The sequence below is a fragment of the Serratia sp. S4 genome (assembly GCF_000347995.1).
Lineage (GTDB): Bacteria > Pseudomonadota > Gammaproteobacteria > Enterobacterales > Enterobacteriaceae > Serratia > Serratia quinivorans.
The window spans coordinates 1112561-1125818 of sequence record NZ_KB661120.1 but is presented as its reverse complement, the minus strand read 5'-3'; the positions used below and the strand labels follow the sequence as shown (position 1 = coordinate 1125818).

The window sequence follows — 13258 nt, the reverse complement described above, 5'->3', positions numbered from 1 at the left end:
AATTCCCTTCGGGAAAACAAAATTACAGGGCCTTCATGGTACCTTTCGGCAGAACGGCCGCCACGAAGTCACGCTTGATCATCACTTCCGTGGTGTCGTTCAGCGCAATAGCGATGATGCCGGTGTCAGCCACTTTGGTCACGCGACCAATCAGGCCACCGGTGGTCAGCACTTCATCACCCTTGCCGATCGAGTCCATCAGTTTCTTGTGCTCTTTAGCGCGTTTCTGCTGTGGACGCAGGATCATGAAATAGAAAATCAGGCCAAAAACCACCAGCATAATGATCAGAGAGTACGGGCTTCCCTGAGACGGAGCTCCTGCGGATGCGACGGCGTCAGAAATGAAAAAGCTCATTGAAATTCCCTCATTAAGTTATCAATTATTAATTCAAGCGTTTAAAGGTGGAACCGGTTTACCGATCCGACCGTAGAAATCCGCAACAAACAGCTCTAATTTACCCTGTTCAATGGCCTCGCGTAAACCCGCCATCAGGCGTTGGTAGTGACGCAGGTTATGAATGGTGTTCAATCGGGCACCGAGTATTTCGTTGCAACGATCGAGATGATGCAAGTAGGCGCGGCTGTAATTGCGACACGTGTAGCAATCACAGTCTTTATCCAGCGGAGAAGTATCATCCTTGTGCTTGGCATTACGGATTTTTACCACACCGTCAGTCACGAACAGATGGCCGTTACGGGCATTACGTGTTGGCATCACGCAGTCGAACATATCGATACCGCGACGCACGCCTTCAACCAGATCTTCCGGTTTGCCAACGCCCATCAGGTAACGTGGCTTATCTTCCGGAATTTGCGGGCAAACATGTTCAAGAATGCGATGCATATCCTCTTTTGGCTCACCTACTGCCAAGCCGCCCACAGCGTAACCATCAAAACCGATATCCACCAGCCCTTTTACTGATACATCACGTAAATCTTCGTAAACACCGCCCTGAATAATGCCGAATAAAGCGTTCTTGTTATTCAGTTCGTCAAAACGCTGACGGCTGCGCTGCGCCCAGCGCAGAGACATTTCCATCGAGCTCTTGGCGTAGTCCCAGTCTGCCGGATACGGCGTACATTCGTCGAAGATCATCACGATGTCAGACCCCAGGTCATACTGGATTTCCATCGATTTTTCCGGGCTGAGGAACACTTTATCGCCGTTAATCGGGTTACGGAAATGTACGCCTTCCTCTTTAATCTTGCGCATCGCGCCCAGGCTGAACACCTGGAAGCCGCCGGAATCGGTGAGGATCGGGCCATGCCACTGCATGAAATCATGCAGATCGCCATGCAGCTTCATGATCTCCTGCCCTGGGCGCAGCCACAGGTGGAAGGTGTTGCCCAGCAGGATCTGCGCACCGGTCTCTTTCACTTCTTCCGGCGTCATGCCCTTTACCGTGCCGTAGGTGCCGACCGGCATAAAGGCTGGGGTTTCCACCACGCCACGTTCAAAGATCAGGCGGCCACGGCGAGCGCGGCCATCGGTTGTGTCTAATTCGTACTTCACAAAGCCTCCAGCATCAGAGAAACAGTCTGATGTCGTTAAAACAGGGTTGCGCCAGATGCGCAGCCCAGGAAATCAGGCGCCGACGGACTCTTGCTCCGCCTGCGGGTTACGGCTGATGAACATCGCATCGCCATAGCTAAAGAAACGGTACTGCTCGGCCACCGCCTGCTGATAGGCATGCATGGTGTTTTTATAACCGGCAAAGGCGGAAACCAGCATAATCAGCGTCGACTCCGGCAGGTGGAAATTGGTCACCAGTGCGTCAACCACCTGATAGTGGTAACCCGGGAAGATAAAGATGCTGGTGTCGTCGAAGAACGGCGCAATCAATGCCTCTTTGCTGGCGTTGGCGGCACTTTCAAGTGAACGCACCGAGGTGGTGCCGACAGCCACCACGCGCTTGCCGCGCGCTTTGCAGGCCAATACGGCGTCAACCACCTCTTGCGGCACCTCTGCGTATTCGGCATGCATGACGTGCTCTTCGATGGTTTCCACCCGCACCGGCTGGAAGGTGCCCGCGCCCACGTGCAGGGTGACAAACGCCATCTCGATGCCCTTCTCGCGCAGCGCAGCCAACAGCGGCTCGTCGAAATGCAGCCCGGCGGTTGGTGCAGCTACCGCGCCCGGTTTTTCGCTGTAGACCGTCTGATAAAGTTCGCGGTCGGCGTCTTCGTCCGGACGATCGATATACGGCGGCAGCGGCATATGGCCAACGGCATTAAGGATAGTAAAGACGTCGCGCTCGTCGTTGAAGCGCAGTTCGAACAGCGTATCGTGGCGCGCGACCATCGTCGCGGCGATGCTTTCGTCGTCGCCCAGCAGCAGGTCGGTGCCCGGTTTCGGGGCCTTCGAGGCACGGACGTGCGCCAATACCCGATGGTCGTCCAGCACGCGCTCGACCAACACTTCAATCTTGCCACCGCTGACCTTGCGGCCAAACATGCGTGCCGGGATCACCCGGGTATTGTTGAACACCAGCAGATCGCCGGCTTCCAGGTTATCCAGCAGATCGGTGAATACGCCATGCTTAAGCTCCCCGCTCGGCCCGTCCAACTGCAGCAAACGGCAACCGCTGCGTTCAGGCTGGGGATAGTGGGCAATCAGGGACTCGGGAAGTTCAAACGAAAAATCGGCGACGCGCATGGCTATTCACTTCTTCAATATAGGACTGGTTGGTAAAAAACAGGCGGCCTAGTCTAAAGCTGCGGGCGGTCAGCGGCAAGAAATAAGGAGGATTTGCATGACTTCAGGTATAGTTGCCGGATGAATTATCTCGCTCATCTCCATTTAGCCTCACTGGCGGAAAGCTCGTTGCTGGGCAATCTGTTGGCCGACTTCGTGCGCGGCAACCCTGCCGGCGAGTACGATCCCGCCGTGGTGGCCGGCATTATGATGCACCGTCGCGTCGATGTACTGACCGACAACCTGCCGCAGGTAAGAGCCTGCCGCGCCTATTTCTCTGAAGAACACCGACGCGTGGCCCCCATAACGCTCGACGTGGTGTGGGATCACTTTCTGGCACGTCACTGGCAACAGCTGGAACCCTCCCTCAGCCTGCCGGGTTTTACCCAGCAAGCCCAGAGCCAAATCCTGCCGCATTTGCCGCTGACGCCGCCACGCTTTCAGAATCTGAACGGCTATATATGGCCGGAGCGCTGGCTGGAGCGCTACGCCGAACTGCCGTTTATCGGTAACGTGCTGGCAGGCATGGCCAGCCGTCGTCCGCGTCTGGCCGCATTGGCCGGCTCCTTCGCCGACGTGGAGCGCAACTATCATCAGCTTGAAACACAATTCTGGCAGTTTTACCCAAAGATGATGCAGCAGGCCAAAGACAAGCAGCTGTAAGGTCAAGCCAAAGCCTTTGAAAATGCGATGCTTTACAAGAAATTGCTTTTTAAGCCTTGCCCTTTTATGGGAAAAGGTTATTTTTAAAACCTGCTAAATTTAATCACCGACTTTGATAGGTGAAAGCTATCTCATTGATTGGTCTTTTACCCTTTATTCGCCAAGTCGTGGCCCCTATACTGGCCTTTGCTTTTACATCAACCCCTTAACACCTATTACAGGAGTAATTATGGTCCTGGTAACTCGTCAAGCCCCTGACTTCACTGCAGCTGCCGTACTTGGCAGTGGCGAAATCGTAGAAAACTTCAACTTCAAGAAGCACCTGAACGGCAAACCAGCCGTCCTGTTCTTCTGGCCGATGGACTTCACCTTCGTATGTCCTTCTGAGCTGATCGCATTCGATCACCGCTATGAAGAATTCCAGAAGCGTGGCGTTGAAGTGGTTGGCGTTTCATTCGACTCAGAATTTGTCCACAACGCATGGCGTAAAACCCCTGTCGAGAATGGCGGCATCGGGGAAGTGAAATACGCAATGGTTGCTGACATTAAGCGTGAAATTCAGAAAGCTTATGGCATCGAGCACCCAGAAGCAGGCGTTGCCCTGCGTGGTTCTTTCCTGATCGACAAAGACGGTGTGGTTCGCGCTCAGGTTGTTAACGACCTGCCAATCGGCCGTAACATCGACGAAATGATCCGTACCGTTGACGCGCTGCAATTCCATGAGCAACACGGCGAAGTGTGCCCGGCTCAGTGGGAAAAAGGCAAAGCAGGTATGGGCGCATCTCCGGACGGCGTGGCTAAATACCTGTCTGAGAACGCTTCCAAGCTGTAATTTCAGCCTGCAAGTGTATCAACCGGCCCTCGCGGCCGGTTTTTTTTGCCCTTTTTTAGGGCACATCGCCCCGATTACGTGCTTCATTTGCTTGTTTCCGCTCACATTTCCCCGGCTATTTTCCGCACAATCCCTTAACTCTGGCTAGTATCAATAACGCTGGCCCGCTCTTTGCACGGCAGGAGGGGCAAGCCAAACACAATAAGAAAACTGACAGGGTAGGAATAACTATGTTTTTACAAAAATGGAGCAAGCCGCTGACCATGGCGGCGCTGCTGGTCAGCAGCAGCCTGTATGCCGCCTCCAATCCGGCGGTCGAAGCCAAAAACGGCATGGTGGTGACATCGCAACATCTGGCCTCGCAGGTCGGCGTGGATATCCTGAAGCTGGGCGGCAACGCCGTCGATGCGGCCGTAGCCGTGGGTTATGCGCAGGCGGTGGTCAACCCGTGCTGCGGTAATATCGGCGGTGGCGGCTTTATGACGGTGCACCTGGCCGATGGCACCGACACCTTTATCAACTTCCGCGAAACCGCGCCGGCAGCGGCCAGCGCCAACATGTATCTGGATGCCGCCGGCAACGTGAAGAAAGGCGCCAGTCTGTACGGCTATCTGGCTGCGGGCGTGCCGGGCACCGTGCTGGGCATGGAAACCGCACGCAAAAAATACGGCAAACTGAGCCGCGAGCAGGTCATGGAGCCGGCAATCAAACTGGCACGCGAGGGCTTTGTGCTGACCCGCGCCGATACCGATATCCTTGATACCACCATCGCACGCTTTAAACAGGATCCGGAATCTGCCCGAATCTTCCTGCGCCCGGACGGCACGCCGTTGCAACCGGGCGATCGTCTGGTGCAGAGCGACCTGGCCAATACGCTGGCGGCCATCGCCAAAGAAGGCCCGGACGCCTTCTATAAAGGCAAAATACCCCAGGCGGTAGAGGCGGCAGCCAAACAGGGCGGCGGCATCCTGACGGCAGCCGATTTCGCCAATTACCAAGTCACCGAAACCCCGCCGATTACCTGCAGCTATCGCGGCTATAAATTTGTTTCTGCTCCCCCGCCAAGCTCCGGCGGCGTCACATTGTGCGAAATTCTTAACGTGGTCGAAGGCTACGACCTGAAAAGCATGGGCTTTAACTCGGCGGCGGCCATTCACACCATGACCGAAGCTATGCGCCACGCCTATATGGACCGTAATACCTACCTCGGTGACCCAGAGTTCATCAAGAACCCGATCGACAGATTGGTCAGCAAAAGCTATGCCGAGGAAATCCGCAAGAAAATCGTCGCGGACAAGGCCACGCCGTCGGAGAACGTGCAGCCCGGTATGGAACCCCACGAAAAACCGGAAACCACCCATTATTCGATTGTCGATCATCAGGGTAACGCCGTTTCCACCACCTATACTGTCAACGGTCGCTTTGGCGCGGTGGTGATTGCGCCAGGCACCGGCTTCTTCCTCAACGATGAAATGGACGACTTTACCGTCAAGGTCGGGGAGAAAAACCTCTATGGGCTGGTGCAAGGCACTGCCAACAGCATAGCCCCCGGTAAGCGCCCACTATCGTCGATGAGCCCGACACTGGTGACCAAGGACAATAAAATCTTTATGGTTCTCGGCTCGCCGGGCGGATCGCGCATCATCACCATCACGCTGCAGACTGCACTGAACGTGATCGACCACGGTATGGCGCCGCAGGAGGCCGTAGACGCACCGCGTATCCACCATCAGTGGTTACCGGATGAGGTTTACTACGAACAGCGCGGAGTTTCTGCCGATTCGCTGAAAATCCTCAGCGGTATGGGCTACAAGATGGTTGAGCAAACGCCATGGGGCGCCGCCGAACTGATTCTGGTCGGCCTGCCAGGCGCCGCAGGCGTCAGCCCGGCCAACTCCGGCAATGACTCCGCGGTTTCCGGCAGAGTGCGCGAAGGCTACCTGTACGGCGCCAATGACGTTCGTCGCCCGGCCGGCTCCGCCGTAGGTTATTGATGATCCCTGCGTTGGCTCGGTATTGCGTGCCAGCGTTAGGCTATACTCCCCCCACTCTGTCTGTGACAGACCACGGTCGGCACCCGCCGGCCGTTTCTTTTTGAGGAGAATACCGTGATCAAATCACAACAGCACCGCAAACACCTCACCCGGGGTGAAGTCGGGCGTCTGCTGCTGCAAGCCGCCGCCGGCCGGGCGCCCGAGCGTGATACCTGCCTGATCTGGATGGGCTTCATTCATGGCTGTCGCGTCAGCGAACTCACCGGCCTGCGCCTCGCCGACCTCGACATGGACGACGGCTGCCTCTACATCAGCCGCCTTAAAAACGGCCTGTCCACCACCCACCCGCTGGAAGCCACCGAGAAACACCTGTTGCAACGTTGGCTGGAAAAACGCCAGTTCTGCCGCAACCTGGACGACCAGGACTGGCTGTTTCTGTCACAAAAGGGCCATCGCCTGTCGCGTCAGCGTATCTTTCGTATGTTGCGTGAGTATGGCCGTCGGGCCGGGCTGGAGGTCGAGGCGCATCCGCACATGCTGCGTCATGCCTGTGGCTATGCGCTGGCGGATAACGGCGCCGATACGCGGGTGATTCAGGATTATCTGGGGCATCGCAACATTCAGCACACGGTGCTGTATACCGCCGCCAATGCCGGGAGATTCAGGTACTTATGGGAGGAAAAAAGCCGAAAAAATGTAACACTTTGAGCCAAACTGACACATAAACTAAGAATTCCCCGAAAAGAAGTCAATACCGCCGTCGTATTTTTTTTATCCATCGAATAAACATCACATTATCAGTAAGATATATCCCGCGCCGTTAAAACGTTCCTTTCCTGATAAAAACCCGGTTTCGCCCAGCACCCAGTGTGTTTTTTATTCACCTCGTTCATTGACCACTATTCACCCAGATAAACACATCATTAAAACACCGTCCCTGGTGTTATCTCCTGACAATCCCCCTTCTTAGCCTGACGTTTAGAACAATATGTAAAATGTAACACTTTGGCTCAAAATGTTACCTTTTTTCCAACGAAAAACGCGTCGGGCCAAACCAAAAGGAACAACCTTTTCAAAGGGTTAATGGATTTTTATGTGTGGAACACATGTTGAAAGGAATTTATCAATGAAAAAGACACTACTCGCCACGGCACTGCTCGCCACCACCGCTTTCTCCCTCTCTTCTGCCCTGGCGGCAGACGGTACCGTCAACTTCACCGGCTCCATCACCGCCGACGCCTGTACGGTCGATATGGGCGGTTCCACCACCCTGGCCGTCCCAATGGGGAAAATCAGCACCAAATCCTTCTCCGGCGCCGGCAGCACCAGTGCCGCTTCCAAGTTCAGCCTGAAACTGAAAACCTGTCCTGCCGCCACTACCGCCACCGTGAAATTTGACGGTATCGCCGCCGGCGGTGACGATAAGGTGCTGGCCCTGACCAGCGGCACCGGTGTCGCCACCGGCGTCGGTATCCAGCTCTCCGACAAGAGCGGCGCAGTGCTGCCGCTGGCCACCAACTCGACCAGCTACACCCTGGCGCTCGGCGATGCCACAGATACCACCAAAGACGTCACCAACGACCTGGACTTCACCGCCCGCTACATTGCCACCGCCGCGACGGTGGTCGCAGGGACAGCCAACGCCACCGCCAGCTTCACCATCAACTACAACTAATACCCCTCTGGGGCGGCAGCGACTGCTGCCCCTTTTCCTGCCGGAGACAATGCCATGACCTATCGGCTCACTGCACGCTATCGCCGCGTTCTGATGACCGCCACGCTGATTGCCGGCGTGTTGACGACCAGCCTGCCGACTCAGGCCGGCGTGGTGGTCGGCGCCACCCGCCTGGTCTACGAGGGTGACAAAAAAGAGAGCTCCCTGACCGTCAGCAACCCGGACGCCTCGCCTTACCTTATCCAGTCCTGGGTCGAAACCGCCCGGACCGACGAGAGCAAGGCCCCCTTTATCCTGACCCCGCCGCTGTTTCGCCTCGACGGGGGGCAGCAAAACGTCCTGCGCGTGGTGCGGGTCGGCGGCGCCCTGCCCGAAGACCGGGAAACGCTGTACTGGCTGAATGTCAAAGCCATCCCCTCGGCCGTGCGCCAGGACAACACCCTGCAAATCGCCATCAAGACGCGCATCAAACTGATTTTCCGCCCGCAGGCCCTGAGCGGCCGCCAGCCGGAAAGCGTCGGCGGTCAACTGACCTGGCGCCGGGTGGCGGGCAAGCTGGAAGTCAGCAACCCCACGCCGTTTTACATGAACTTTCAGGGTATCAAGGTCAATGGCCTGCCGGTGAAAGACGCCACCTACGTGGCCCCGTTCAGCAGTGCGACCCTGACCCTGCCGGGCGACGGACGTGAAGTCAGCTGGCGGCTGCTGAACGACTTCGGCGGCGCGGGGCAATGGCTGAAAGGCACCGTGGCCGGTTAACCGGTTACGGCGACGCAAGCAAGGAGCATGCGATGCAGCAACAACGGACGACAGGCATAAACCCGCTGAGGATGATGATACTGACCGCGCTGGCGTTGTCGCCGGCGGCACAGGGGCGGGACTACTTCAACCCGGCCCTGCTGGAGCAGGGCGACGCCCGCCAGAGCCAGACCGACCTGTCGGTCTTTGAAGACGCCGGCGGGCAGCCCCCCGGCACCTATCGGGTAGATATCCTGCTCAACGAACGCCTGACCGAGACCCGGATGGTCACTTTCAGCGCCGCGCCGGGCGGCCTGCAACCCTGCCTGAGCCTGGCCGACCTGGCCGGCTGGGGGGTCCGTACCGCCCTGTTCCCGGCGCTCGGCAGCGCAGGCAGCGACTGCGCCAATCTGGCCGCCATTCCCCAGGCCTCGGCGCAGCTGCGTTTCAGTCAGCAGCAGCTGGTGCTGAGCATTCCCCAGGCGGCCATGACGCCGCAACCGCGCGGTTATGTGCCGTCGTCACAATGGGACGAGGGTATCCCGGCGCTGATACTCAATTACAGCCTGACCGGCGCCAACACCACCGCCCGCGGCAGCGGTCAGGGCGGCGACAGCAACAGCCAGTTCGCCAACCTGCGCCCCGGCCTGAACGCCGGCCCCTGGCGCTTGCGCAACTACACCACCTGGAGCCGCAGCAGCGACGGCCAGGACAAGTGGGACACGGTCTACACCTACGCCCAGCGCAACCTGATTGGCCTGCAAAGCCAGCTGACCCTGGGCGACAGCAATGCCCCGGCCGAGGTGTTTGACGCCGTGCCCTTTCGCGGCGTGCAGATAGCCTCGGACGACGAGATGCTGCCCGACAGCCTGCGCGGTTACGCCCCGGTGGTGCGCGGTATCGCCCGCACCAATGCCCAGGTGGTGGTGCGCCAGAACGGCTATGAAATCTACCGCACCTTTGTCGCCCCCGGTGCCTTCGTGATTAACGACATGTACCCCACCGGCGGCAGCGGCGACCTGCAGGTCACCATCAAGGAAGCGGACGGCAGCGAACAACAATTGGTGGTGCCCTTCGCCTCACTGCCGGTGCTGCAGCGGGAAGGCCGGCTCAAATACAGCCTGACCGGCGGCCAGTACCGCAGCTATGACCGCAGCGTGGATAAAAGCGCCCTGGTGCAGGGCACCGCGATTTACGGCCTGCCGTGGAACACCACCCTGTACGGCGGCGTGCAGGCGGCGCAACACTACCAGTCGGCGGCGCTGGGGCTGGGCAACAACCTCGGTGAGTGGGGCGCGTTTTCCGTGGACATGACGCAGTCGCGCAGCCAACCGAAAGACAAAGACAGCGCCACCGGCCAGTCCTGGCGGGTACGCTACAGCAAAAATCTGGTGCAGACCGGCACCAACTTCGCCATCGCCGGTTACCGTTACTCCACCGCCGGGTTCTATTCGCTGGCGGAAGTGCTGGACGGCTGGCGCAGCAATGCCAGCCCTCTCTGGCAGAACGAACGGCGGCGCAACCGGGCCGAGCTGAGCATGAACCAGCAGCTGGGGCCGCAGGCGGGCAGCCTGTCGCTGAGCGCGGTGCGGGAAGACTACTGGAACAGCGAGCGCAGCCTGGCGTCACTGGGGCTGGGTTACAGCAACAGCTGGCGCGGCATCAGTTACGGCGTCAACTGGAACTACAACCGCAACACCCAGGGTACCACCCGCAGTAACGACCAGCAGATAGCGCTGAACCTCAACGTGCCGCTCAACCTGTGGGACAACAACAACGCCTGGGTCAACTACGGCCTCAACAGCACCAAAGGCGGCGCAACCAGCCACAACCTGGGGCTGAGCGGCGTGGCACTGCCGGACAACAGCCTGAGCTGGGGCGTGCAGCAGACCTACGGCAGTCGCGGTCAGGGCTACGGCGGCAACAGCAATCTGGACTACCGCAGCACCTACGGCGAAGTGACTGCCGGTTACGGCTATGACAAAGACAACCGGCGGCTGAACTACGGGCTGCAGGGCAGCGTGGTGGCGCACCAGAACGGCATTACGCTGGGCCAGCCGCTGGGGGAAACCGCCGCGCTGGTGGCGGCACCGGGTGCGCCGGGGGTGAGCGTGAGCAACCAGACCGGGGTACGCACCGACTACCGTGGCTACGCGCTGGTGCCCTACCTGACGCCGTACCGCAATGGCAACGTGGCGCTGAACCCGGAAACGCTGCCGACGGACGCGGAGATTGAACAGAACAGCCAGCGGGTCACCCCGACGCGGGGTGCGCTGGTGCGCGCCACCTTTACGGCCAAAGTGGGCGCACGGGTACTGATGACCTTAACCCAGGCCGATGGCCGCCCGGTGCCCTTTGGTGCCACGGTGAGTACGGCCGAGCAAAACGCGGCCCAGGCCAGCATCGTCGGCGACGCGGGCCAGGTGTACCTGAGCGGCTTGCCCGACAGCGGCAGCCTGCGGGTGAAATGGGGCAACGGCAGCGGCGGCGCCTGCCGGGTTAATTACCGCTTGCCAACAGCGCCCCAGCCGGGTGGCGTAGTGCAGATTAATGAGGTGTGTGGATGAAAGATCCAATAGAAAAGAGAAGGCTGACAATGGCAACAACACATGGCCTGAAGACGCTGAGCCTGGTGAGCGGCACTATATTGGCAGCATTGTATAGCCAGCCGGGGCGAGCATGGACCTGTACGCCGATAACCAGTTCGGCCACGATAGATTTAGGCACAATTATTGTGCAGAGAGATACACCAAATTTATCCGCGTTAACAGGCGTGCTGCAAGGAACCCGCAGCGGCTACAACTGCATAAACCCGGATAGCAACGTTGGTGTTGGAGTCAAAACCTATGGTGCTTACGCAAATAACAATATTGATGGGGTAAAGAGGGTTTTTGCGAGCAATATATCCGGCATCGGATACATTCTTGGTGTTGACAAAAATTCCGTATGGATCGGTGGTAAGGGTTTTTATGGTTCTACCGACACCTGGGTTATGGCCACTAGTGCCGTAGCTGCCCTCAACCCTAACTGGCCTTTAATTCCCCAAATTCAGCTATATAAAACAGGCATGCTGGACAGTGGTCCATTGACTGGTAAAGTCGGCGCGCTGATAAGTGGTAATGCTGGCAACATCCCGACGAGCTGGACCACCGAAATCCCCATCACTATCACCGGCACCGTCACAAAAGTCGCCTGCTCCCTCACTAACACCAGCATCAGCGTCCCCTTGGGTGATGTCTCCGCCACCCAATTCACCGGCATCACCACCACCGCCGGCGATAAAACCTTCAATCTGGGCCTGAGCTGCGACAAGGATGCCAATATCAACGTCGCGCTGGCCGGCACCCAAAACGCAGACACCACCGACACCAGCGTGCTGGCCCTGACCAACGCCGGGCAGAGCGGCACCGCCAGCGGCGTCGGGGTGCAACTGCTGTACGGCAGCGTGCCGCTCAAACTCAACAACAATATCCTGCTGAAAACCTCCGCCGGCGGTCAGGAAACCCTGCCGTTCAGCGCGCGCTATTACCAGACCAAAACCGCCATCGGCGCCGGGCTGGCCAACAGCAGTGCCACCCTGAATATCACCTACCAGTAAACCGGGAGAAACGCATGACCCTTTTCAAGCCCCTGATGGCGGCCGGGCTGGCGTTGCTGCTGCCTGCCGCCGCTCTGGCCGACAGCGCCAGCATCAACGTGACCGGGCGGATACTCTCGTCCGCCTGTCAGCCGGAGGTCAATCCGCTGAACGTGCCGCTCGGCACCCTGTCGCAAAGCGCCCTGGCGGGCAAGGGCAGCACCGCCTCGGCCACCCGCTTTACCCTGCGGCTGAAAAACTGCCCGGCGGAAATCAGCCAGGTACAGGTGCGGTTTGACGGCAGCGCCGTCAGCGGTGACACCAGCGTATTGGCGCTGACGGCGGGAACCGGCGTTGCCGGCGGCGTCGGCATTCAATTGCAGGATGCCGGGGCGACCGTACTGCGGTTTGGGCAGCCCTCGGCGGCCATGGCGATCCAGGGCGGTGCCGGCAGTGTTTCATCGCTGGCCTTCACCGCCCGTTATATCGCCATCAGCGATACCGTGACCGCCGGCAGCGCCAATGCCAGTGCCACCTTCACCATTTTGTACAGCAATTAACGCAGTCATTGCCTGCAGGAGACGCCCATGCCGTTAACCAATATCGCCCCACGCCCCCCCGTATTGTTGCCCCCGCATCTGGCAGAGAAATTAACGCCGAACGAACGCCTGGTGCTGCAGGCCCTGCTCAACGGGCAGGACCTGACTACCATTGCCCAACGGCGTAACCGCAATATCCGCACCGTCAGCAACCACAAGCAACGGGCGATGGAAAAACTGGGCCTGAACAACAACGCCATGCTGTATGCGCTGGCCGCCCTGCTGAGTCCGCCCTTGCCGCAGGCCTCCCCTCAGCAAATGCAGTCGCTCTCGCCGCGGGAGCATCGGGTACTGGCTGGCCTGTTGCAGGGTAAAACGGTGGGCGCGATTGCCCGCGAGCAGCATAAAAGCATCAAAACCATCAGCCTGCAAAAGCAGCGGCTGATGGAGAAACTGAGGTTATGCAGTGCGGTAGACTTGTTCAGGTCTGCGCCCGGCCAGGCGCAGACACTGTTGGCCAACTGGGGACAGGTTTTTTAAGGGGA

Annotated in this window: 13 protein-coding genes; 10 read left to right on the top strand and 3 right to left on the bottom strand. The window is 58.7% G+C overall.

Annotation, left to right across the window (positions count from 1 at the left end; genetic code table 11):
- Nucleotides 1–22 precede the first annotated feature (22 nt).
- From yajC to queA, 3 genes are all read right to left on the bottom strand, one after another.
- Nucleotides 23–355 carry a preprotein translocase subunit YajC gene (gene yajC / locus SERS4_RS0105895; protein WP_012005503.1) on the bottom strand — a complete coding sequence of 111 codons (333 nt, stop codon included), beginning with the start codon at nucleotides 353–355 and terminating at the stop codon, nucleotides 23–25.
- A gap of 33 nt (nucleotides 356–388) precedes the next feature.
- On the bottom strand, nucleotides 389–1513 hold the full coding sequence (tgt, locus tag SERS4_RS0105890) for a tRNA guanosine(34) transglycosylase Tgt (RefSeq protein ID WP_012005502.1): 1125 nt from the start codon (nucleotides 1511–1513) through the stop codon (nucleotides 389–391).
- A gap of 72 nt (nucleotides 1514–1585) precedes the next feature.
- Nucleotides 1586–2656, bottom strand: coding sequence for a tRNA preQ1(34) S-adenosylmethionine ribosyltransferase-isomerase QueA (gene queA, locus SERS4_RS0105885; RefSeq protein ID WP_012005501.1), 1071 nt, complete (start codon nucleotides 2654–2656; stop codon nucleotides 1586–1588).
- A gap of 120 nt (nucleotides 2657–2776) precedes the next feature.
- Between queA and SERS4_RS0105880 the strand changes: the two genes are divergently transcribed.
- The 10 genes from SERS4_RS0105880 (at nucleotide 2777) to SERS4_RS0105835 (ending at nucleotide 13253) form a co-directional block, all read left to right on the top strand.
- Complete coding sequence (locus tag SERS4_RS0105880) at nucleotides 2777–3358, top strand: ACP phosphodiesterase (RefSeq protein ID WP_017891819.1); 582 nt, start codon at nucleotides 2777–2779, stop codon at nucleotides 3356–3358.
- Nucleotides 3359–3587: 229 nt separating this feature from the next.
- Nucleotides 3588–4190 (top strand): peroxiredoxin C, encoded by a 603-nt coding sequence (locus SERS4_RS0105875; RefSeq protein WP_012005499.1) that lies wholly within the window; start codon nucleotides 3588–3590, stop codon nucleotides 4188–4190.
- 230 nt (nucleotides 4191–4420) lie between these two features.
- A complete protein-coding gene (gene ggt / locus SERS4_RS0105870) occupies nucleotides 4421–6184 on the top strand; it encodes a gamma-glutamyltransferase (protein WP_017891818.1) in 1764 nt (587 codons plus the stop codon).
- A 114-nt stretch (nucleotides 6185–6298) separates the two neighbouring features.
- The gene (locus SERS4_RS0105865; RefSeq protein ID WP_017891817.1) at nucleotides 6299–6892 is read left to right on the top strand and encodes a tyrosine-type DNA invertase; all 594 of its coding nucleotides are present in this window, start codon (nucleotides 6299–6301) and stop codon (nucleotides 6890–6892) included.
- A 418-nt stretch (nucleotides 6893–7310) separates the two neighbouring features.
- The gene (locus SERS4_RS0105860; protein ID WP_017891816.1) at nucleotides 7311–7859 is read left to right on the top strand and encodes a fimbrial protein; all 549 of its coding nucleotides are present in this window, start codon (nucleotides 7311–7313) and stop codon (nucleotides 7857–7859) included.
- Between the two features lie 54 nt (nucleotides 7860–7913).
- Nucleotides 7914–8618, top strand: a complete 705-nt coding sequence (locus tag SERS4_RS0105855; RefSeq protein ID WP_017891815.1) for a molecular chaperone — start codon at nucleotides 7914–7916, stop codon at nucleotides 8616–8618.
- A gap of 32 nt (nucleotides 8619–8650) precedes the next feature.
- A complete protein-coding gene (locus tag SERS4_RS0105850) occupies nucleotides 8651–11164 on the top strand; it encodes a fimbria/pilus outer membrane usher protein (protein WP_017891814.1) in 2514 nt (837 codons plus the stop codon).
- Nucleotides 11161–12195 carry a fimbrial protein gene (locus SERS4_RS0105845; protein WP_156816641.1) on the top strand — a complete coding sequence of 345 codons (1035 nt, stop codon included), beginning with the start codon at nucleotides 11161–11163 and terminating at the stop codon, nucleotides 12193–12195. The genes SERS4_RS0105850 and SERS4_RS0105845 overlap by 4 nt, the downstream gene beginning before the upstream one ends.
- Nucleotides 12196–12209: 14 nt before the next feature.
- Nucleotides 12210–12734, top strand: a complete 525-nt coding sequence (locus SERS4_RS0105840) for a fimbrial protein (protein WP_017891812.1) — start codon at nucleotides 12210–12212, stop codon at nucleotides 12732–12734.
- A 27-nt stretch (nucleotides 12735–12761) separates the two neighbouring features.
- Nucleotides 12762–13253 carry a helix-turn-helix transcriptional regulator gene (locus SERS4_RS0105835; protein ID WP_017891811.1) on the top strand — a complete coding sequence of 164 codons (492 nt, stop codon included), beginning with the start codon at nucleotides 12762–12764 and terminating at the stop codon, nucleotides 13251–13253.
- The last annotated feature ends 5 nt before the right edge of the window (nucleotides 13254–13258 follow it).